This window comes from Pseudomonas sp. B111, from assembly GCF_026428275.1.
GTDB classification, from domain to species: domain Bacteria; phylum Pseudomonadota; class Gammaproteobacteria; order Pseudomonadales; family Pseudomonadaceae; genus Pseudomonas; species Pseudomonas aeruginosa.
In genome coordinates, this window is record NZ_CP097857.1 from 4,358,170 (window position 1) to 4,380,643 (window position 22,474).

A 22,474-nucleotide genomic window follows, 5' to 3' on the forward strand; every position below is an offset into this window, starting at 1 on the left:
GCGCAACCGGGAAATGGCCGATTCCTTTCGTTCCCGTCCCTGCCTTTCACCACTGAATTCCGTTTTCCTCATTCACACCTGTTTGACGGCAACCCCGCCGCACCACCGAACTTTTGTCATGAAAACTTCATGCGACCGGCCGTTCGCGCGCCGCCGGCGGGGACGAACGGGCATTCACCCGAGAATCGACCAGCGCCTCGGAAGTTCGCCGAAAAAAAGGCCCTCCGTGGGGAGGGCCTGGCGGGTATCGTGCCTCCGCGGCGGTGCCTTACAGGATCAGGTTGCCGCGCTCTTCATCGGTCAATTGGCTGCGCGCCTGTTCGCCGAGGGCTCCGGCGCCGAGCACCTGCACGGCGCTGTCCGGGTTGTAGCCCGGCGAACGACTGGCGCCGTCGCGCGAAGGCTCCAGGCGCTCGTTGCCGAACCCGAGCACCTGCACCGTGATCACCGACGGCATGCGCTGCCGCGCGGCGGCCTGCTGCTGGCGACTGACGTCCTCCGCCGCCTGGGTCGCGGAACTCGCCGCGGCGCTGGCGGAGGTCAACGCACCGGTATTCACCGAAGCCACCAGCGGAATGCCGCTGGACTGGCCCTGGGTCTGGATGTTCGCCGCGTTGACCACCTGCAGCGCCGCCACGTTGACGTTGCCGGAGACCCGGATGCCCGCCTCGCCGGCATCGATGGTGCCGAGCGGGGCGATCAGGTCGATGTCGCCCGGCGCCACTTCGGGAATCGGGTTGAGGGTGGCGATACCGGCGCCGGTGCTGGGCACCTGCGGCGACAGGCTGACGTTGCCCCAGGCGTCGTAGATGCGCCGCGGCGGGGTGTACACCACGGTGGTCTTGCTGCCGCGCCCGGCGTTGATGTCGCCCTCGGCCGACCAGATCTGGATATCGCCACCGAAGGTGGTCATCACCCGGCTCTGGCCGAGCAGGATGCTGCTAAGGGCGTAGGAACGGATATTGCCAACGCCCTGGGTCACCACACCGGCGGTGGACGGCGGCGCCTCACCTTCGATACCGAATACCTGCTGCCCACCCGGGGTGAGCAACTGGATGTCGCCACCGAAGTTGGTATGCACGCCGGCACCGCCGTACATGACGATATCGCCTTCGTAGCTGATCGGATTGCCCGCCGGATCGCGCTCGGGGAACAGCGCGGCGATCGCGTTGCGCCCGCGCAGGTAGCTGCCCTGGCGCACTCCGCCGACCTCGTTGTACTCGCGGCCGCCGGCCTTGAGCTCGGCGAAGTACACCTCGCGGGCGAAGATCCGCTGCTGCTCCGCCGAGAGGCCGGCGAGGAACTCCCGCGCCTGCTGGGCGTCGCCGCTGAAGCCATAACGCCCGCTCAACCATTCGATCAATTCGTTTTCGTAGGTCCGTACCACCTTGCCGGGCTGTTCCGCCAGGGGCGTTCCTGCCTGCGCCAGGTTGTCGAGCTCCAGGTAACGCCGGAGGAAGCCGGAGTAGTCCGCCTGGCTGGCGCCCGCCTGCAGGACGATGCTGGCGCCGGAGCGCGTGTCGCCCGCGGCGACCGCCCCCAGGCTGGTGACCGCCACCTCGTCGTTCATCAGCAGGTTGCGTCCGGCGCTGATCTCCAGGCTGCCCGGTCCCGCGACGTTGAAGTTGCCGTAGAGGATGTCGCGCCCCGCCTGCACCAGCGACACGTCGGTAGCCGAGGTATTGACGAACAGATTGCCGCTGCTGGCGTAGACCCCCATGTTGTCGCTCGCGGTCCGCTCGGAGCCCAACCCGGTGCCGCTGCTGACGATGTCACGGCCGGCGATCATGCGCACCGCACCATGCCCCTCGTAACGCAACTGGCCGAAACGCACATCGCTGGTCCCGGTGTAGCGCAGCAGCCGGCCACTGTCGACACCGACCAGATCACCCGCAAGGGCGTAGAAGCGCGACGGTTCCAGCGCCGCCCCCCATTCGCCGGAGACGCTGTTGGCGCCGAAGGCGAACAACGGGAAGTGGTTCGTGTCGGCGCGGCTGCCGTCGCTGGACAGGTTGTCGACCTGCCGCGTGATCCCGGTATAGCCCTGGTAGCTCGGATTCAGCGGCGTGGCCAGGCTGCCGGTGCTGGCGCCGGAACGGCTGATGCTGTAGCCGCCGGCGTAGATGGAGTCGCCGGCCAGCAGGTCGAGACGGCCCTGACTCGACGGCGCCAGGACCAGCGCGGTCCTGTCGCTGCGAGCGTTTTCGCGGAGTGTCGCGTTGCCATAATAGAGGCTGCCGGTCAGCGCCACGGCCGACAGCTTCGCCGGATAGACCAGCGCGGAATCGGTGTCCTGTTCCGTCCTACCTTGGGAAACCGGGGTCAGGTTGCCTCCCGCCGATGTCAGGTCGATCGCCGTGCGTTCGGTCCACAACGAGAAACCGCTCAGGCCGTAACCCTCGACACCGCTGGCGCTGGTATAGGGGGTGCCGTTCATCAACGGCGTCCGCCCGGGATCGACCACCCCTTGCAGCACCAGGTCACCCAGGCTGTTCAGGCTGAAGGTGGCGTCGCCCGGCACCAGCGTCGGCCCGCCGTTGGCCAGGCCGAGGGTCGAGACGAAGGGATCGTAGGCGCGCCGTTCGCCCGGAACCTGATCGCTATCCAGACGACCATAGATCAGATCGATACCACCCAGGCTCGTCGCCCGGACCTGAGCATTGCCGCGCAGGTTGACCATCGCGCCGTACAGTGAACTGCCCTGATCGAAGGGCGTCAACGGGTTGAGCGCACCGCCGATACGTACGTCCATGTCTCCGCCGCCGCTCAGGGTCAGTTGGCCATCGGCGCCTACCCGGCCGCTACCGCCCACCGCCAGCACCAGCCCCTGGCTGCGCTGCGACGTTTCCTGCGGAACGCTGGACGTGCGCGCCTCGATGACGCCCGCATCGCCCGCGACCTTCAGGCTCAGATCGCCACCGCCCAGGGTGCCGATGCCGGTGAAGCCCACCTGCTGCGTGGCGGCAGCCGCTCCATCGCCGCCCGGCTGGCGCGCATAGGTGCCGAAATTGATCCACCAGGCGGTGCGGTCGGCCGTACCGGCGGTCGAACCGCTGCCCTGGCGCCAGAGCCAGTTGCCGACGGCCGCCGAGTCGTAGCCGGCGTTGGGTACGGCGCCGGACAACCGACCCAGCACATCGCCGCGCAGATCGCCACCGACCGCCAGCGTCAGGTTGCCGCCCAGGGCCGGGTACCAAGCGCTGTAGAGGCTCTGTTCGCCGCCGTCCACCCATTGCTCGTAACCGCCCAGCGCCGGATCGCGCAGAACGCTGCCGCCGTCCCTGGCACGCGCCAGGTTGTAGCTGGAATCGACCGCGCTCGCGGTACCGGCGGTGTAGACTCCGAATGGCGAATCCATACGCAGGTTGCCGGCGGCGAACAGGTCGAGATCGCCAGTGCCGGTGCGCAGCACGCTGAAGCGCGAAGCGTAGGGTTCGGCTTCCAGCGCATAGTCGTCGCTGGACGCAGCGCACCAGGTCGGGAAATCGTCACAGATGGTCGGGTAGCCCAAAGCCTCCGGGTCCAGTGGGTCGCCCGGCTTGATGCCGGGGTCGCCCCATCCTGCCACCCCTTCCTCGGTCCACACCATGCCGCCCGAACTCGCGGCGCACCAGGTCGGGAAATCGTCGCAGATGGTCGGGTAGCCCAAAGCCTCCGGGTCCAGTGGATCACCGGGCTTGAGGCTAGGATCGCCCCAGTTATCCACCCCTTCCTGGGTCCATACCAGCCCACCACCCGCCGCCGGTATGCGCCGCATGCCGTAGTGCGTATCGGCGAGGCGCATCTGCCCGCTGGAACGCGGATCGGTCAGCCGCGGATCGGCCGCCTGCAGATCGGCGCCAGCCACCAGGCGCACGCTCCAGGACTGCGAACCGGCCGCCAGCATCGGCGCGATGGCCCAATTGTGCGAAACCGCACCGGCCGGGCGTACGTCCACCGACGCGGCGCCATCGGGCAGGCGGATATCGCTGCCAGCCGGCAGGAAGGCCCCGGCGCGCAAGGCCAGTCCACCGGCCAGACGCACGCCGTCGACTTCGTCGTTGGCCAGCGTGGCGCGGCCGGGCAGCGGCACGCCGCCCGGCCAGGTCATCCCCGTCACGGGCGTCGCCAGCGGCAGACGGCTGCCGGCGCCGAGGCGGGTGCCGGCGGGCAGGTCCAGAGCCTCGCCAAGCAGGCTGCCGGCCGGCCGGAGCAGGTTGCCGGCGGCATCCAGCAACGCTCCCTCGAGCACCGTTCCCGCCGGCAGTTGCAGTGGCTGGCTGAGCACCGCCTCGACCGGCAGCCGGGTACCGGCGGCCAGGGTCATGGCCTTGATCGGCAGTTCGAAGTTGAGCCTCTTGCCGGCCGGGAAGAAGCTGTCGTCGTCCAGCCGCACGCCAGCCGTCGGCACCACCCGATCGCCGCCCAGGTGATCCTGGCCGGCTAGCAGCAACCAGCCCTGATCGTCGTCGGTTTCCGGCGGCGGGGCGAAACCGTCGGTGACGCTGCCGTAAATGTTCAGGTCGCCGCCGGCGCGGATCGCCAGCGAACCGGCCTCGCCGGAGCCGTATACCGAGGTTTTCGCCGTCCGCGGGTTGAGACTGGCGTAGCGATGGCCCGACAGGTCCAGGTCGCCCTGCACCACCAGGTCGCCATCGGCCGTGGCGCTGACGATCTCCAGCCCGGGGCGCAGGTGGAAAGCTTCCGCGTAGGTGGCATTGTTCAATCCAGCCAGCTTGCCGTCGAGCAGGGCGCTATTGGCCAACGCCGCCTGCATGAACAGTTCGCTCTGCTGGTGCTTGCCATCCAGGTAGGCCTGGGTGATCTCCTGGTACGGCCGGCCGTTGCTCGCCGGCAGAGCGGCGACCGGCGCGTCGTCGTAGCGCTGCACGGCACTGAGGGTGATGGCGCGGGCACCAAGGATCTGCAGCGGCGCACCGGCGTCGATGGCGATATCGCCCGCCGTCGCCCCGCCCAGACGCGGCGCGTACAGGTCGAGGGTGCCGCGGGCGACGCCGTCGTTCTGCCCGGGCGCGCTTCCCGCTGCCGCCTCGGTGCCGTGGCGCAGGTCGATACGGGCACCGGCGCCGAGGCTGAGCAGCCCGTCTCCGGCGTTCAGCTCGATCAGCGCGCGGTTCGGCGAATCGATGATCTTGCCGTAGCTGTCCACCCGCAGCCGCCGCCCATGGGCATCGAGCAGCGCCTCGCCACCGATGCTCAGGCCCTGCTTGGCGGCCAGGCGGATACTGCCGACCTGCTCGCCGCTGGCGTCAAGCACGCCGTTCACGCTCAGATGGCCACCATCCAGCGACACCTCGATCGTCGAGGCCCTGACGTCGTTGCCGATGTTCAGGTCGCCCTGCTTGATCTGGAAACTGCGCGCACCGAACACCTGACCGGCATTCAGGCGCTGGTTGAGAGCGGCGAACCGGCTGTCTGGCGTACCGTCCTCGCCCAGCCGCTGGGCACGGATCTCGACGCTGCCCGCGGCGTATGGCACCAGGGTGCCGCCAGCGTCGTATTCGCCGCTGCTCGCCGCCAGGATCTGCCCTTGTAGGTCGACCACGCCGGCCGCGCTGTCCAGCGCCACCGCCGTCAGGCTACCGGCCTGGTTGTTGCTCGCCGACAGGTCGATGCGCGAAGCGCCGGCCTGGCGGATATTGCCGCCGTGGCTCAGCAGGTTGACTTCGCCACCCCAGCTGTAGCGGATCACGTCGTCGAAACGCAGCGCGCGCCCGGCTAGGTCGAGCTGGGCGCCGGCGCCCAGTTCCAGGTCCTCCTGCGCGGTCAGGCTCAACTTGCCGCTGGGCAGGCCGACGCGGGTGCCCAGCAGGAGGCTGGCGCCCTCCAGGGCCAGTTCGGCGCCCAGTGCGCCGTTGGCCAGTTCGACCGGGGTGGATGCCGCGCCGCCGCCCCCCGCGCTGACCCGCAACGCACCGCCCGCCAGCAGGCTGTTGCGCGAGCCGGCCTCGCCGGTGAGCAAGGGTGTGATCAGGTTGAGATCGCCGCCGCTGTATGCGTAGCCGCTACCAGCCCGATACTCGCCCTGGCTCTGGTAGACCGCGAGGCTACCCTTGTGGTTGGCGGTGATCCGCTCGCTGGCCGCCAGGTTGACCGTGGCGAAGCCCAGCGCCAGGCGCTGGTAACTGTCGATGGCGCTGGGCTGGCTGAAGGGACCGTAGCCGAACTCCAGGCGTTCGCTGCGGATGTCCAGCGTGCCCTGGCCACTGCCGGCGCCGCCGGTGATGACCCCGGCGGCCGGCGTCTGCGCGCCGTTCCAGATCAGGTTGGAGGTGCGGATCGAGGCGACGCTGTCGCTGTCGCCGTAGCCATAGATCGCCGGGGTGCCCAGCACCAGGCGCGACAAGCGGGAGCGACCGCTGCTCGGATCGTAGGAATCGAGGCTGACGTCGCCGTAGAAGTTGAACGCGTCGCGGGCGTTCAGCACCAGAGTCTCCAGGGGCGGCGCGCCCTCCGACGCATCACCCTGCAGCAGGCGGTCGAGCACTTGCTGGTCGAGCGCCAACCCGGTCGGCAGCACACCGCGCTCGGCCAGTTCGGCCAGCAGCGCCTGCTCGCCGACATTGAAGCCGCCCGCCGCCAGGGTCAGGTTGCGGGTGCCGTAACGCACGCTGCCGTCGAGCACGAAGCGCTTGTCGGTGGCCGCGACCAGACTGCCCTCGGAATACAGCCGGGTTTCGCCGGCCACACCATCGGCAGCGGGAACGCCAAGCAGGATGTCGCCGGGACCACTGTCCGGCGTTCCGGCTTCCGGTGGCAAGACGTTCAGCACGCCGTTCGACAGGGCGAGCATGGAACGCCCTCCCGACGCATACAGGAAGCCATCCCGTGCATCGTAGGCAGCAGCCCCCCGCCCTAGGGTGACAATGGCGGCACCTTGTTCAAGGCTGATCGCCTCCCCCGGCCGATTCGCCAGGAGGAACACCTCGGGTGCGGCCAGTTCGGCGCCATTGCGCAGGACGATGCTTTGCGCGCCATCGGTGATGTCGAAGGTGACGTAATTGCCGCCTTGCCCGTAGAGCACTGCTGGCGTCGAGCCGATCACCATGCGCGCCGCACCGAAGGCGTTGAGATCGTCGGCCCGCAGCGTCACGCCCTGGAACCCCTCGCTGGCCTGCGCGCCGGCGCCGACGATCTCGATCCGCTGGTTGTTGCCCAATACCACCAGACTACCGCCATAGCCGCCTCTGGCGGCCTGGAACAGCCCGGTGCCGTCGAACGCCAGCGCATCGGCACCGCCACCGGCGAGCAGGTCAAGGCGCAGGCTGCGCGCATCCACCGGCAGCATCGGCCGCGGGATGCCACGGCGAGCAGCATCGGCCATGGCGAAGTCGCTGTAACTCGTTTCGTTGTACTGCGAATGGCGCCGCAGCACATCCGCCGGGGTCAGCAGCACCTGGCGGAACAGTTCGTCGCGCACCCCGGTGCCGACGAGGGACAACTGCCCGGCCAGCGACCAGGAGCCGCTGCGCATGAGCTGGGTGGGCGCTGCCCGTCCCAGCCCGGCCTGGCCGTTGAGTTCGACCCGGTACGCGCCGGGCAGCAGGGCGTAGGTCGACGGCAACAGGGTGTAGGTTCCCGCCGACAGGCCGGGCACGCCGCTACCGATGCTGATCTGCTGGCCGACCAGCGGGTCGACGGCGCCGCCTTCGGCGGCCACCGGCGCGATGCGCTGAACCCCGGGCACAATGGCGTAGATCGGATTGTCGGCCAATCCCGGCAGGTCGAAGCGGCCCTCCTCGTCGAAACGCACCAGCGGGTTGTAGCGCGCATCGGTGGAGCCACCGCGGCCGGAAACGAAACCGGCGCCGAGCAGTTCGCCGCCGCCGGAAAGATCCAGCGTCGCTCCGGACGCCACCCGTACGGAGCGGCCACCCAGGTCGACCCCGGTATCCATTATCCCCCTCTCGTTGAAGCTACCGCCGACGCCGGTCAGGGCGATTTCCTCCCCGGCATAGCGCCAGACCTGGCCGTCTACCGTGCCGCCGTAGGGCAAGGTCAGGCCGGCGCCGCTGACCGAGGTCAGGCTGCCAGACAACAACTCGACCTTGTCGGCGTTCTGGCCGATTTCCAGATAGCCCAACGGAGCGCGCACGACGCCGCCCTGAACGACGCTCGCCGCCCCCAGTGACAAGCGACCGAAGACCGCCAGGGGCTGCTCTGGCGTCGTCGCGTCGCTGCGCTCGATACGCAAGCTGCGCGCCGGGTCGAACGCCGCAGCGGCGCCATCGGCCTGGTAGCCGTAGCCGGCGAGAATCCGCGCGCCCGCCCCGGTGCCCGGATAGAGCTGCGCAGCGCGGATGAGCAGATCGCCGCCACTGAGCACCTGGGTGTTGATGCGCTCTACCGGCGTCGCGTTCCCCGCCAGCAAACGCATGTCGCCCGTGCTGGACAGCTCGACCCGGTCGAAGCCACGCCGGTCAATCGTCTGCGTCCCGCCACTGGCGTCGCGGAAACTGCCACGCGAGCCGAAGACCAGGCTGTCGCGGATATCCAGCACCTGCGCGCTGGCTTCGAAGAGCGCCTCGCTAGGTTGCCTGGAAACCTCGAACAGGCCGGTCGACAGCGGCTGGGTTTCGTTGTTCTCCGCCGCTTCGTTGACGAATGCTCCCGCCAACAGCAGGGACGGTGCCGACAACCTGACCCGGCTATCGCCGGCGGCGCCTTCGCCAAGCCCCAATGCCCCGCTGTAGAGGCGCAAACGTTGCGCCAGGGACAGCTCCAGATCGCCGGCGAAACTCAGCAGGCCGTCGCTGAACAGGGTCAGGTCACCGAACCCGCCATCCTGTACCTGGCTCGCCGCCAGGCGGCCATGGCCATAGGCATAGTCTCGCCCTTCCCCGGCGGCTTCGCGCTGCTGGCCGACGATCAGCTCGCGCGGGCGCAGCACCTGGTCGGTCGCCAGGCTGGTCAGGTAGTTCGGCGTGGCCAGCGCCAGCGTCAGGCTGCCGGCGGCGGCACCTTCCCCGCCGGCGAAGGCGCGCAGTTCGCCATCCAGGTACAAGCCATTGGCCGACGCCAGGGAGATACTGCCGCCGGCGCTGCTGACCCGGGTCTGGCCGACTCCGGGCACGTCCAGAAGCGCCTGGGTGCCGGAGGCATCCAGCAGGCTTCCCGGGCGCAGGTCGATGAACAGTTCGGCGGCATCGGCCTTGCCGCTGGCATGTTCGACCGTGCCGCCGATGACGATGCTGCCACCATCGGCCACCTGGCCGTAGCGCCGCCCCTGGAAGTCCAGCGCGGTCGCAGCGCGTGCGGCGACATCGAGCACACCCTCCTCGCCAACGCGGATGGCGCGCTGGTGGCCGACGCTCTCGACCTGGTCGCGCACCGGATCGGGCAACGCCACGCTGCCCAGTTCGATCGAGCCGCCCCAGGCGTTCAGGCGACCATCGACGTTCAACTGGCCGACGCTGCGCAGCTCGATGCGCTGGCCGGGATCGACCTCCAGCAGGCTGCCACGACCGATGTCGAGGACGCTGTCGGCCACCTGCCCTGCACCGCTCTGGCGGCTGCCGGCCTGCAGGAACAGGCTGGCGCCGGGACGCTGGCGCAGTTCGCCGTCGGCCGGCCGCTCCTCGTATAGCGGCGTCAGCCAAGGCTCCAGCGCGAGCAGCGGGTCGGCACCGCTGGCGACGCTGATGGCGTCGTCGCGGAAACGGTACAGCGGACGCAGCACCTTCACCTGTGCGCCTTCCGCCACTTCCAGTCCCTGCTCGCCGATCACCTGATAACTGGCGAAGCCCTTGTCGAAGAACCCGGCGGCCAACGCCAGGGTGCCGTCCTGTGCCGCCGCGCCAATGCTCACCCGCGGCGCCTGGACGCTCAGGGTGCCGGCGCCGGCGACGCCATGGCCGGCCAGTTCGCCGCCCAGTTGCAGGCGGCCGTCACCTGCCGCCGAGCCGGTATTGGCCGACAGCGTCAGGTCGCCGCCCTTGCCGCCCACCTGTTTGCCATCGGCGAGCAGCGCGGCCCCGGACGACACGTCGATCCGGCTGCCATCGCCCAGCGACAGGTCGCCGCTGCTACGCAGGGAAATCCGCCCGCCGTCGAGATGAGCTCGATCGGCATCCACGCCGCCCTGCACCTGGTTGCTCCAGAGGCCACGCGCATCCAGCGTCACGCCATCGCCCAGGGTCAGGGCGGCACGCTGGCCGGCGGCGGGGGTGAGATAGGTATCGATCCGCTCGCCACGGGCTACCTCCACCTGCTCCAGCACGTTGCCCAGGCGCAAACTGCCGGCGCGCGCCGTGAGGTCGGCGTTCACCTCGACCTCGGGCGCGTACAGGACGATCTCGCCGCCATCGCTGACCTGCAGGGCATTGTCCACCGCGATCCGCTCACGGGCGGCCACGCGCAGCGCCCCCAACTCGAAACCCGACAGCCGTTCGCTGTCGAGCAGGAGGACGCCCCGCTGTTCGTCGGCCAGCGCGGTATCCAGGTCCAGGTTCGCCGCCAGCGGCTCGCCGCCATCGGCCAGGCGCACCTGCTGCAGGGTCGGCGCAAGGTTGTACAGCACGTTGCCGCTGGCACTTTCGTAGCGCGGGGTATAGCTGCCCACGATCAGCTCGGCGCCGCGCGCCACTGCGTTCTGCGCCTGCTGGTAGCCATCCGCGCCCGGCTGCGGCGCGCGCACCTGGCGCTCGCCCTGGAATACCTTGCCGAGCAGGTCGCCCTCGAGCACCGCCGAAGCGGTGCCGACCACCAGGCGGCCAGCATCGCGGCCGACCATGTAGCCGCTCTCGTAACGGCTTTGCGGGGCGATCAGCGGATTGTAGAAATAGCGCGTCTGCCCCCAGCGCGGGCTGCTGTCCTCATAGCCGCGGTAGATGCCCTCGTAGAGCAGGTCGCCGGGGGCGCGGGAGATTTCGTAGAGACGTCCGTCGCTGCCCTTGAGCCAGGTCTGCCGGATCAGGCCGCCCTGCACATCGAGGGTCCCGCCGGAGAGGTTGACCGTCGAGCCGGGCTGGCTCACCAGTTCGCCGCCGGTGAAGGTCAGGGTGCCGCCCTGGGCCATCCACTCGCCGGCCGAATGGTTGCGCGTGCCAAGGTAGCCACCCAGTTCCAGCAGGCCGCCGGCGGTATACCAGCGATCGGTGGCGTAGCCGTTGGTGCCGGCCGGAACCAGGACCAGTTCGCGGGCATCGACCCAGACATCATTGCTGGCCAGTCCGCCGCCGTCGCGGTTGACCGGCGCGTCGCGCTGCTCGTTGCCCTGGACGTTGATCTGGATGTTGTTGCTTTCCATCGCCACCTTCACCCCGACGGCGCCGGCGACGTCCACCTGCGCGCCGTCGCGCAGCAGGCTCCGGCCCGCCGCGCTGACCGCCACCTGGCCGCCACTGGCCAGGGTCAGCGAGCCGCCCTGGAAATCCACGCTACCGCCGCTGACGATCTCGACCCGCGACTGCTCGCTGCGATCGGCGACCCGGCTGAGGTTGTCGAAACGACCGATCACGTTGTTGGTCGGCGTGGTGCCATCCAGCGCCTGCTGGGCGGCGTCGCGCTGGCTGTCGAGGGCGCCGGCGCCGCTGGCATCGACCAGCACCGCGGTGGTGCTGCCCTCGCCCAGGACCACGCTGCCCCTGGCGTCGCTGGCCGAGTTGAGCAGGTGGATGGTGCCGCGCACGTCGGTTGAGCTACTGGACAGAGCGACGCCCTCCTGGCGGACCTGGCGCCCGGTCAGGGTGATGTCGCCGGTGGCGGCCTGGATCAGACCCTGGTTGACCACCCGGCCGGCGGCGCTGTCAGCGGCCAGGGAGGTGGCCACTTCATTGCCGCGGGTGGTAGAGCGCAGGTTGCCATCGGTGCCGACGCCACGGCGAATGTAGAAGCTGTCGCCCGCCGCCAGGGTGGCCTGGCCCTTGGGCGTGACGATCTGCCCGGCGTTCTCCACCTCGCTGCCGAGCAACAGCACGTAGCCGCCCGCCGCGGTGGAGCTGGCCGGATTGGCGGTCTGCAGCAAGGCGCCCTGCTCCACCCGCACCGCGCCGGCGGCGTCGGTGAAGCTCGGCTGGCTGCCGTTGGCGTCGAAATACAGGCCGCGTTCGCGGAACTGGCTGTCGCTGATGCTGGCGGCGGCAGCCACCAGGTTGCGTACGTTGACCTGGCTGCTGCCGCTGAACACCACACCGTTGCGGTTGGCCACCATCACCGTGCCGTCGGCCTTGATCTGGCCCTGGATCTGGCTCGGCCGGGCGCTCGGGTCGTTGACCCGGTTGAGCACCGCCCAGTTGCTCTGCTGGTCGAACTGCAGGGTGGTCTGCCGGCCGATGTTGAAGGTTTCCCAGTTGAGGATCGCCCGATCCGCGGTCTGCTCTACCGTCACCGTGGTACGCCCGTCGGCCTGCGACTGCACTGGCGCCTTGGCGTTCTGCCAGGCCTGCTCGAAAGGCAGGGAAGCGTCCACTTTCAGGCCGCCCTCGCCCAGGCCGTCCGGGATGTCCGTCGGCGCCGCCAGCGCAGCCTGGCGTCCCGCCGCCTGGGCGGCCTGCTGCGCGGCGATGGCCGCCACGGTGTTGTTGAGGTTTTGCAGCGAACGCTGCAACTGCTGGTTGACCTTCTGCTGCTGGGCCAGCGGCGGTGGCGTCATGCCCGGCAACTGCGCGCCCGGACGCGCCGCCCCGGCGCTCTGCTGGGCGCCCTTGGCGGCGAACCAGGCGGCGCTGAACGGCTGGGAAGCCTGGGCGCCACCTGCAACCATGAGCAAGGCGATGATCTGCGCCAGCGGTTTCAGCCGCGGCAAGCCGCCATCGAGCGAAACGGTGACGGGGGACGACGGCACGAACGGACGAGACGGCATGACGCGAGATTCCTTGGGCGTGTTCAACTCGACGCGTCGGCTTGCCAACGCGCATTCCTTATAGAAAGACAGCCCGCAACCGGGCGGGCCGAAGTCTTGTCACGGAAAGTTCATGGAAAGCGGCTAAGCGCCGGAAAAAAGAAACCGGCAGTGCTTGCGCACCGCCGGTCTCCGCTATCGCCCGTGGACTGGAGCGTCTTAGAGCGGACGGCCGATGCCGTTGCAGACGTTGGAATGGCCGATGTACAGGTTGTTGGTGGAGGTCAGGAACGACTGGCGTACGGCAAGCTTCCAGGAAGCCGGCAGCGGCACGAAGCGATGGTTGGTGATCGCAGTGTCGTTGTTGACGCTGGCGCCGTAGTGACGGGTGAAGAAGTCGCGCACCTGCTGGGTCTGGGTAGCGTCGGCGTAGCACTGGCTGAAGATCAGGTTGGTGAAGCCGAGGATCGGATAGCCGGTGGTCGGATACGGACGGACGCTCGGATCGGTCGCACTGGCAGTGGCGGCGAAGACCGGCACCCAGTTGTTCGGGTCTGAACGCTGTGCGGTGGTCGGCGGGGTAACGGCACCGATGGCTGCCGAGACGTTGGCCGGAGCCGGCGATACGCCGCGCACCTGGGCGACCTTGGTGGCGTCGTCGAGGCCGGCCAGCGTCGGCGCGGCGAAGTCCGGGCTCATATAGGTGATGCGGCCTTCGGCGGCGTTGAGCGTATTCATCACGGCCTGGCTGCCCTGGGCCGATACGGCGCCAGCCGGCAGGCCGCCGGAGAAGCTGTTACCGAAGCTGGTGGTGATGGCGAAGGTGCCACCTTCGAGGGCGCTGGAGCAAGAGGCGTTGAGGAAGCGGGTGAACAGTTCGGTAGTGCCGCTGCTCTCGGAACGGTAGACCACTGTGATGGCGCCGCTACGGCCCGAGCCAGGAATCTGACTCCAATCGGTCAGACGGCCGGAGAAGACACCGCAAAGGGTGTTCACGTCTGCGAAGTTGACGGCGTTGCTACCTGACTTGTTGAACGGCAGAGCGACCGAAGTGGCTACCGACGGCACCTGGATCAGCGGACCCCAGGCGGAGCCATGGGCGCTCAGATAGGGGTTGGTTTCGTTGGTCTTGCTCAGTTTGGAGTCGCTACCAGCCCAATGCACGTTCTTGTTGGTAGTGCCGGCGACGAACTTGGTGTAGTCGTTGTTCAGGAAGGCCGCCTTGCCGTTGCCGCTGCCTACGCCGATGTAGGCGGCGAAGCCGGCGGTCAGGACGCCGGGCTCCTGGTACAGCTGTTGCGGCAGGGTGGCGCCACCGCCGTTGATTTCGGCCATGGCTTGGGCGGATACGAGGGCGGCCACGCTCAGCGAGGCAGCGATCAGAGAGCGCTTGAACATGAAGAATCTCCTTTCATCGTGGTGTTGGTACGTTGAGGAAGTCGTCTTGCATGAGGCGGCGCCGTGCTTGCCGGGCTTTGCATCCCTAGCCGGTCGAAGGGGCCGCTGGGGATAAAACTCGCAAGTTCCGGTGACAGATCGGGGAAAAAATCTCGGGAGCATCGAATTGTTTTCGCAGCCTTTCCTCGGGTGTTCGCAGGCTCTGCGCCGGGCCTTTTCGCGGGACCTGCGAGGTTCCGCGAGCGCCTCCCGGCGGCCGGCCCGCGACGGCCATGGCGCGCCCTCGGGGCAACCTCGTTGAAACATGCACCCGAGCCCTGGCGAGGGGCCACACGGGTTGATGACAGCGAGAGGAAGGCCAGCTTGCACAAGCCCCTCCCGTAGGGCGGATTACGCCAGCGGCGTTATCCGCCGATACCTCTCTTCGGAAGACCGCTGAGACGCCCCATCCCCACGGCGGATAGCCGCGAGCGGTTAACCGCCCAGCACGGGAAGGGCTTGTTCAGGTACGGACTACTGGACCAGCTGGTTCATCTCGATGATCGGCATCAGCACCGCCATCACGATGGTCAGCACCACCCCGCCCATGACCACGATCATCAGCGGCTCGAGCAACGCGGTCATGCCCATGGCGCGGCGCTCGATGTCGCGCGACAAGGTCTGCGCCGCGCGGTCGAGCATCGGCGGCAGCGCACCGGTCTTCTCGCCGCTGGCGATCAGGTGGGTGAGGATCGGCGGGAACACCTGCCGCGTGCGCAGCGCCGAGGCCAGCGAGACACCTTCGCGAACCTGCGCGGTGGCCTCCTCCACCGCCTGCGCGAGGCAGTCGTTGGCCAGCGTCTGGCGCGCCGCATCGAGCGCGCGCAGCAGCGGTACGCCAGCGCTGCCGAGGATCGCCAGGGTGGAGGCGAAGCGCGCGGTATTCACCCCGAGCACGAAGCGTCCGAGCAGAGGCAGGCGCAGCACTCGCCGGTGCCAGCCGAGCCGCGCCTGCGGGTCGCGCAGGTACAAGCGCCAGCCCCAGTAAGCGCCGCCGATGGCGCCGGCGCAGAGCCCCCCCCAGGCGCGCACGAAGTCGCTGGCCTGGAGCATCGCCCGGGTCAGCGCCGGCAGGTCCTGGCGCGCCTGGGAGAAGGCGCTGACCACCTGCGGCACCACGTAGCCGAGGAGGAAGATGACGATGCCGATGGAGACCACGCCGACCACCGCCGGGTAGATGAACGCGGTGAGGATCTTGCCGCGCAGGGCGTTGCGTTCCTCGATGTAGTCGGCCAGGCGCTCCATCACCTGGGCCAGGTCGCCGGACTCCTCGCCCGCCGCCACCAACGCCCGGTAGATTTCCGGGAAGTCCCGCGGCCGTGCGGCAAGGGCGTCGGCCAGGCGCATGCCGCCGCGCACGTCGCTGCGCACGGCGCTCAGGGTCTGGGCGATGTGCTTGCGCTCGGCCTGGTCGAGGGTGGCGCTCAGCGCCGCCTCCAGCGGCAGGCTGGCGGCCAGCAGGCTGGCCAGCTGGCGGGTGGCCCAGGCCAGGTCGCCGTCGGACAGGCGCGGGGCGAACAGCGCACCCGCCCCTTGCCCGGTCCCGCCGCCAGCCTGCTCGCGGACCTCCAGCGGGGTCAGGCCGCGGGCGCGCAGTTGGCCGAGGGCGCCACGCTGGCTGTCCGCCTCCAGGGTGCCGGTCTCGATCCGGCCCTGGGCGTCGGCGGCTTCGTAGCGGAAGGTCTGCATCAGGCGTCCCGGGTCACGCGGAGGATTTCCTCTAGGGTGGTGGAGCCGCTGGCGATCCAGCGCTCGCCGTCCTCGCGCATGCTGCGCATGCCGGCGGCGCGGGCGGCTTCGCGGAGATCCTGCTCGGCGCGACCCTGGTGGACCAGGCGGCGGATCTCGTCGTCGATCACGAACAGCTCGTGGATGCCGGTGCGCCCGCTGTAGCCGGTCTGGTTGCAGGCAGGGCAGCCGACCGCGCGCCAGCCGCCGTCCTCTTCGACCCGGCAATGCGTGCACAGGCGCCGCACCAGGCGCTGGGCGAGTACGCCAAGCATCGACGAGGCGAGCAGGAACGGCTCGACGCCCATGTCCACCAGCCGGGTCACCGCCGACACCGCGTCGTTGGTGTGCAGCGTGGCCAGCACCAGGTGCCCGGTGAGCGAGGCCTGCACGGCGATCTGCGCGGTCTCCAGGTCGCGGATCTCGCCGATCATGATGATGTCCGGGTCCTGCCGGAGGATCGCCCGCAGGGCTACGGCGAAGGTCATGTCGATGCGCGCGTTGACCTGGATCTGGCTGATCCCCGGCAGGTCGTACTCCACCGGGTCTTCGACGGTGAGGATGTTGCTGGTGCTGGCGTCGAGCCGCGCCAGGGCGGCGTAGAGGGTGGTGGTCTTGCCGCTGCCGGTGGGCCCGGTGACCAGCACGATGCCGTGCGGCTGGCGGATCAGGTTGTCCAGCGGCGCCAGCACGCCGGGAGCCATGCCCAGGGTCTCCAGCCTCAGGCGCCCGGCCTGCTTGTCGAGCAGGCGCATCACCACCCGTTCGCCGTGGCCGGTGGGCACGGTGGAGACGCGAATGTCGATCGGCCGCCCGGCTACCCGCAAGGCGATGCGGCCATCCTGGGGCAGGCGTTTCTCGGCGATATCCAGCTGCGCCATGATCTTGATCCGCGACACCAGTGCCGCGTGCAGCGCCTTGCGCGGCGCGACCACGTCGCGCAGGGCGCCGTCGACGCGGTAGCGCACCACCGAATGGGTCTCGAAGGGCTCGATGTGGATGTCGCTGGCCTCGTCGCGCGCCGCCTGGGTCAGCAGCGCGTTGATCATGCGGATCACCGGCGCGCCATCCTGGGTGTCGAGCAGATCGGTGACCTCGGGGATATCGTCCATCAGGCGGTCGAGGTCGACCTCGCTCTCCGCCGCGCCGACCACCGCCGCGGCGCTGCCGGTATCGGAGTAGGCGCTGGCCAGCAGGGTGTCGAGTTCGTCGTCGCGGACGCTCTCCAGGCTGGCCAACGCATGCCGCTGGCGCACCTCGCTGATCGCCCAGCCGGGCGTGCGCGGGCTGACCAGCAGGGTCGCGCCATGCTCGCCCGGCCGCAGCAAGGCGCGCTGCGCCTTGGCCCAGGCGTAGGGCAGCAGGCTCATAGGGGCGGCGCCTCGCCCAGCGGTACCGCGCGCAGCGGCCGCGGGCTCGGGCGCAAGTCGTAGGCGGCCTGCGGGATGCCCTGCTGCGCCGGCGGCAGCACCGGAGCCTGCATGTCGCCGACGCTCCAGTCGTGGCGCGGCTGCACGCGCTGCTGGGCGCGGCGGATGAAGTCGTAGCGGTTGAGGGTGATGCTGCGCCCGGCGGCGGCATCGCGGACGATGTAGGGACGCAGGAAGACCATCAGGTTGGTCTTGGTCCGCGAGCGCTTCTGGTAGCGGAACAGCGAGCCGACGCCGGGGAGGCTGGAGAGTCCGGGAACGCCGTCGGTGTTGTCCTGCACGTTGTCCTGCAACAGGCCGCCGAGGACCATGATCTGGCCGTCGTCGAGGAGGATGCTGGTATCGATCGCGCGCTTGTTGGTGACCACCCCGGCGGCGGTGCTGGCGCGCTCGTCGACGCTGCTGACCTCCTGGTAGACGTCGAGCTTGACCGTTCCTCCCTCGGAGATCTGCGGACGGATGTTCAGCTTCAGGCCGACGTCCTCGCGCTGGATGGTCTGGAACGGGTTGTTGCTGGTACCGCCGCCGTCGGTGACGTACTGGCCGCTGACGAAGGGTATGGTCTGGCCGACCATGATGCTCGCCGACTCGTTGTCCAGGGTCAGCAGGTTCGGGGTCGACAGGACGTTGGTGCCGCCGCGGCTCTTCAGCGCCCGGGCGAGCACCTTGAGGTCGAGGATCTTGCCGATCCCGGGGATGTCCACGGTGCCATCCACCAGGCCGATGTTGAGCCCCTTGGGCAACACGTCGATGGTGTTCTTGCCGGCCGTGTTCAGCGCCGACTGGCCGAAGTTGACCCCGCCGAACACGCCGTTGCCGCCGAGGTTGCCGGCCTGCCACTGGATGCCGAACTCGCTGGAGTCGTCTTCGCTGACCTCGACGATCAGGCTTTCGATCACCACCTGGGCGCGGCGCTGGTCGAGCAGGTCGATGACTTCGCGGAGGTTGCGGTACAACGGCTCGGGTGCGGAAATCAGCAGGGTGTTGGTGGTGGCGTCGGCCTGTACGGTGACCCCGCCGGCGGAGAACGCCGAGTTCTCCTCGCCCATCGCACCGGGTCCGGCGCCGCCCTGGCCGCTGCCCATCGCACCATAGGCGCCGCCGCTGCGGTTGCTGCCGCCCAACCCGCTGGAACCGCTGCCCGTGGTATTGCCGCTGCTCCCCAGGCCCTGGCTACCAGTACCGCTGTTGCCGCCACCGAGCATGCCGCCGCCGCTCAGGCGCGCGCGCTGCTGGTCGCCCTCGTTGCCCTCGCCGCCGCTGTCGCCGGTGATCAGCCCGCGCAGGGCCTGGGCCAGGCGGGTCGCCTGGGCGTTGCGCAAGTAGACCACATGGAGGTTGCCGGGATTGCTTTGCACGCTGTCCAGCTTGCCGATCAGGTCGCGCGCCAATTGCGTGCGCTCGGGGCTCGGCGAGCGGATCACGATGCTGTTGGAGCGTGGGTCGGCGAGCACCACGGTCTTCTGGCCCTGCTCGGCGCCGCCGCTGCCCTGGCTGTCGAGCAGTTCGGAGACGGTGCTGGCGATGTCCACCGCGATACCGTTCTGGATCGGCACCACGTCGGTGTCGCTGGCGCTGGGGATGTCGATGCTGGCGATGATCCCGGCGACCCGGTCGAGGTTTTCCGCGTAGTCGGTGACCACCACGGTGTTGTTCCCCGGATAGGCATTGATCGGGTTGTTCTGCGCGACGATCGGGCGCAGCACCGGGATCAGGTTCACCGCGTTCTCGTAGCGCAGGCGGAAGGTCCGCGTGACCATGCCGTTGGCCGCCGGCCGGTCGGCGCCGTAGACCGGCCCGCCGAGCAGCTTGGCGTCGGCCTCCGGCACCACCTGGCTGACCCCGTCGACGTCGACCACGCTGAAGCCCTGCATGCGCAGGGCGCTGGTGAGCATGCGGTAGGCGGTGCGCGCCGGCACCTGGCCTTCGGAAACCAGGGTCAGCTTGCCCTTCACCCGCGGATCGACCAGGAACTGCCGGCCGGTGGCGCGCGACAGCGCGCGCACCACCGCTTCCACCTCGGTATCGACGAAATTCAGGCTGACCGGCTGCTCGCCGAGTTCGGCCGCTGTCGCTGAGACCGGAGCCACGCCACCGGAGCGCGCCACGCCGCGTCCGGCACTCAGCGCGCGGCGGGCCTGCTCGGCCTGGGGCCGCTCGCGGACGTCGGCGCTGCGCAACGGCGCACCGGAGCGGACACTGCTCAGCGGCCGACCGACTTCCTCGTCGGCCGGGGGCACGCCGGGGACCTTCGGCGTCTCGCTACACGCCGCGACCAGTAGCGCGCCCAGCGCCACGCCCAGTACAGGCCAACGACGCCGGGCATGGTGGAAAGCTGATTGCCTCATGGGGAATCCTTGGGAGCGGAAGTCGACTGCAAATGGATCGAGGCGGACACCAGCCCGCCGGACAGCTCGTTCGAAGAGCCGGAGCGCTCCTCGGAAGGAGCGTCGAGACGCGTCACCTGCGCCTCGCTGACGCTCAGGCGCAACGCCGCCGGGCTGCGCGCCAGCCAGCGCAGCAAGGCCTCGCCGGACACGCTGGCGAAGTCCAGTTGCCATTGGCCCGGTTGCGGGGCGTCCAGTTGGAAACCGTCGAGTCCCTGATCGCGCAGGCTGCGACGGATCGCCTCGGCGTCCGCCGTACCGCTCAGGGTCGGACCGCGCAACGCCTCGACCTCGCGCAACACGCCGTCCACCGCCGCGGCCTGCGCACGCAGGCGCGGCAGCTCGGCTTGCCAATGCTCGATCCGCGCCAGCGGCGGATCGATGAACACTTGCCAGGTCAGCGCCAGGCATAGCGCCAGGCCACCGCCGGCGAGAATCTTGCGCTCGCGCGGCGCCAGTTGCCGCCAGTAGGCCTGCAGCCGCAGCAGCAGGGGACTCCAGCGCTGCGCCGGGGTATTCAGCAGGCCCGCCAGGCGCTTATTCATCTTCATCGGCAGCCGCCTCGGCAGTGCCACTGTCTGCCGCGCCAGCGGCCGGCGCTGGCGGCGCTTCCATGGCGCGCACCTGCCAGCCCTTGTCGGAGGCATCGGCCTGCAACCCGTGCTTGCCCAACTCGCCCTGCCAGGCAGCGGCATCGCCGCCTGGCGGTCCCGGCAGCAGCTCCAGGTCCAGTTCGCCGGCGTGGTAGTCCAGTCGTTGCAGGCGTCCGGCGAGGAACGGCATCGCCTCGCCGGCGCCATGCAGCAGCGCGGCCAGCCCCGGTACGGCATCGCCATCGGCCTTGCCGGCCAGATAGGCGTCGCGTCGCTCGCGAGCCTGGCGCAACGGATCGAGCACCACCGGCAGTTCCGGGAAGGCCTGCTGCACGCGTTGACTGCTCTGCCGTTGCAAGGACTGGCCCTGCCCGGCCAGTTGCCCGGCGTACAGGTTCAGGCCGGCGACCCACACCAGCAAGGCCAGGGCTGCGCAGACCAGGGGCATCTTCCAGGTGCCGTTGCCGGCGCTCGTCGCCGGCGCTTTCAGCGCCAATCCCCACGGACTGGCGGGCCCGCTCCAGCGCAGCGCTTCGTCCAGCGCCTCGGCCCGCTCCAGGGCTGCGGAGCGCCACGCCGGACGCTCGCCCAGCCAGAACAGCCGCAACTCCTGCGGGACCTCAGCGAGGCCCTGCTCCGGCAAGGGATGGACCACAGCGTCGCTCAGCGAGCGGCGCAACAGCAGATGGCCGTCCCACTCGCCGGCCACCCAAGCGTCATCGCGCAACGGCAGGAGGAACGGCGCGGCCTGCACCTCCCGCACGTCGAGCCGCAGCCGCTGTACGGCCTGCTCCAGCGAGGCCAGCGCCGACGCCTCCAGCCACCCCAAGGTCAGGCGCCCGTCGGCGCCGCGCGGGCCGTGGGCCAGGCGTAGCTGCGCCGGATCGCCGAGGACCAGCGCCTCGGCCGCGCAGTTCACCGCGGCGGCGAGCTTCGCCGCAGGCAGCGCCGGCAGTTCGAGACTGACCAGGCGGCAATCGCGCGGATGCAGGAACAGCGCCACCGGCAACCCCTGGCGTCGCCGCGCCAGTTCCGCGAGCGAGGCCTCGATTCGTTCCTGCACCGCGCCGCGCGCATCCAGGCGCAGGCAATGCAGCGGCGCCGCCTCGGCGAACTCGCTCAGCGGCGGCAGCAGGCAACGCCAGGTGGCTTTCATGAGCCCACCCTCACCCAGTTGACCGCCGTGCTTTCACCGGCCTTGCGCTGCACCAGGGCTTGCAGGCGCACCTCTTGCCGGTCGCGCCGAGCATAGGCGGTGAGCAGGAACCAGTCGCTGGTGATCCCGACCTTCACCGACTGCGCCTGCAATTGCGGCATGTTCAGGCGGTTGACGAAGTCGCCGCGATTGAGGAACCAGCGGCCCCGGTCGCGCTCGCCGAGCACCCGCCGCGCCTGGTCCAGCCCGAGGCCGGGGACACAGGCGGCGAGCACTTCGGCGCGCGCGGTGTTGCCGTTGATCCAGGTGGTTTCGGGCAGGATGGTGACGTAGGGCCGCAGGCGCTCCAGGGTCGCCGGCGGAATGCCCAGCCGGGCCAGGTCGTCGAGACGCCTGAGCGCCGGCATGCGCGCCGGAAGCGCACGCAACACGGCGCCCGGCGAAGTCTCGCGGCCGCTGTCGAAGCCTGCGGGTTGCGTCTCGGCCGGCGGCGCTTCGGCGGGCAGCCGTGCATAGGAATCGAGTACCCGCTCGACGATCAGCCGCGTCTCCTTCGGGCGCACGCCGAGCAGACCGGCGAGGCGTTCGAAGTTCGCTCGCTCCTGGAGATCGGGGCGCTGGTCGACCAACAGGTTGCGCAGGTTGAACTTGCCCTGCTCGTCTTCCAGTTGGCCGTTGAACGGCAATTCGGCGCTGCTCAGACGCAAGCCACGCATCGGTTGCGCCCAGCGCTGGTCGAGGCGGGTCAGCGGGTCGCGGCGGCTGTCCTCGAGCAGCAACTGGCGGCTCCATTCCAGGCCGCCGCGCAGCATCCAGCCGGCCTGGATGCGTAGCTGCTCGCTTTCCAGGGCGCGGATGAATGCGCTCTGGCGGGCGATCAGGCCGGCGGCTATGACCGCGACCACGGTGACGATCAGCAGCGCGCTGATGATCGCCATGCCGCGCTGGCGATGACCGTTCAT

8 protein-coding genes are annotated in these 22,474 nt (G+C 69.6%); all 8 read right to left on the reverse strand.

Going from position 1 to position 22,474, the window contains the following annotated elements:
* Nucleotides 1-268: 268 nt before the first annotated feature.
* Entirely contained in the window at nt 269-12,802 is a 12,534-nt protein-coding gene (locus tag M6E97_RS20310) for a filamentous hemagglutinin family protein (protein ID WP_033939050.1), read from the reverse strand.
* Nucleotides 12,803-13,000: 198 nt separating this feature from the next.
* Nucleotides 13,001-14,179, reverse strand: a complete 1,179-nt coding sequence (locus M6E97_RS20315) for a substrate-binding domain-containing protein (protein WP_003085359.1) — start codon at nt 14,177-14,179, stop codon at nt 13,001-13,003.
* A gap of 513 nt (nt 14,180-14,692) precedes the next feature.
* On the reverse strand, nt 14,693-15,907 hold the full coding sequence (gene gspF / locus M6E97_RS20320) for a type II secretion system inner membrane protein GspF (RefSeq protein WP_033939048.1): 1,215 nt from the start codon (nt 15,905-15,907) through the stop codon (nt 14,693-14,695).
* A complete protein-coding gene (gspE, locus tag M6E97_RS20325; RefSeq protein WP_003120811.1) occupies nt 15,907-17,316 on the reverse strand; it encodes a type II secretion system ATPase GspE in 1,410 nt (469 codons plus the stop codon). Before gspE ends, gspF begins: the two co-directional genes overlap by 1 nt.
* Nucleotides 17,313-19,724, reverse strand: coding sequence for a type II secretion system secretin GspD (gene gspD / locus M6E97_RS20330; protein WP_023088536.1), 2,412 nt, complete (start codon nt 19,722-19,724; stop codon nt 17,313-17,315). Before gspD ends, gspE begins: the two co-directional genes overlap by 4 nt.
* Nucleotides 19,721-20,314, reverse strand: a complete 594-nt coding sequence (locus M6E97_RS20335; protein ID WP_003141147.1) for a type II secretion system protein M — start codon at nt 20,312-20,314, stop codon at nt 19,721-19,723. Before M6E97_RS20335 ends, gspD begins: the two co-directional genes overlap by 4 nt.
* Nucleotides 20,301-21,512: a type II secretion system protein GspL gene (gene gspL, locus M6E97_RS20340; protein ID WP_033939046.1), complete on the reverse strand. Its 1,212-nt coding sequence runs from the start codon at nt 21,510-21,512 to the stop codon at nt 20,301-20,303. The genes M6E97_RS20335 and gspL overlap by 14 nt, the downstream gene beginning before the upstream one ends.
* Nucleotides 21,509-22,474, reverse strand: coding sequence for a type II secretion system minor pseudopilin GspK (gene gspK / locus M6E97_RS20345; protein ID WP_003085351.1), 966 nt, complete (start codon nt 22,472-22,474; stop codon nt 21,509-21,511). Before gspK ends, gspL begins: the two co-directional genes overlap by 4 nt.

Coding starts and splice junctions, on each gene's coding strand:
- M6E97_RS20310 (WP_033939050.1), bottom strand. CDS start 12,802: ATGCCGTCTCGTCCGTTCGTGCCGTCGTCCCCCGTCACCGTTTCGCTC.
- M6E97_RS20315 (WP_003085359.1), bottom strand. CDS start 14,179: ATGTTCAAGCGCTCTCTGATCGCTGCCTCGCTGAGCGTGGCCGCCCTC.
- gspF (WP_033939048.1), bottom strand. CDS start 15,907: ATGCAGACCTTCCGCTACGAAGCCGCCGACGCCCAGGGCCGGATCGAG.
- gspE (WP_003120811.1), bottom strand. CDS start 17,316: ATGAGCCTGCTGCCCTACGCCTGGGCCAAGGCGCAGCGCGCCTTGCTG.
- gspD (WP_023088536.1), bottom strand. CDS start 19,724: ATGAGGCAATCAGCTTTCCACCATGCCCGGCGTCGTTGGCCTGTACTG.
- M6E97_RS20335 (WP_003141147.1), bottom strand. CDS start 20,314: ATGAAGATGAATAAGCGCCTGGCGGGCCTGCTGAATACCCCGGCGCAG.
- gspL (WP_033939046.1), bottom strand. CDS start 21,512: ATGAAAGCCACCTGGCGTTGCCTGCTGCCGCCGCTGAGCGAGTTCGCC.
- gspK (WP_003085351.1), bottom strand. CDS start 22,474: ATGAACGGTCATCGCCAGCGCGGCATGGCGATCATCAGCGCGCTGCTG.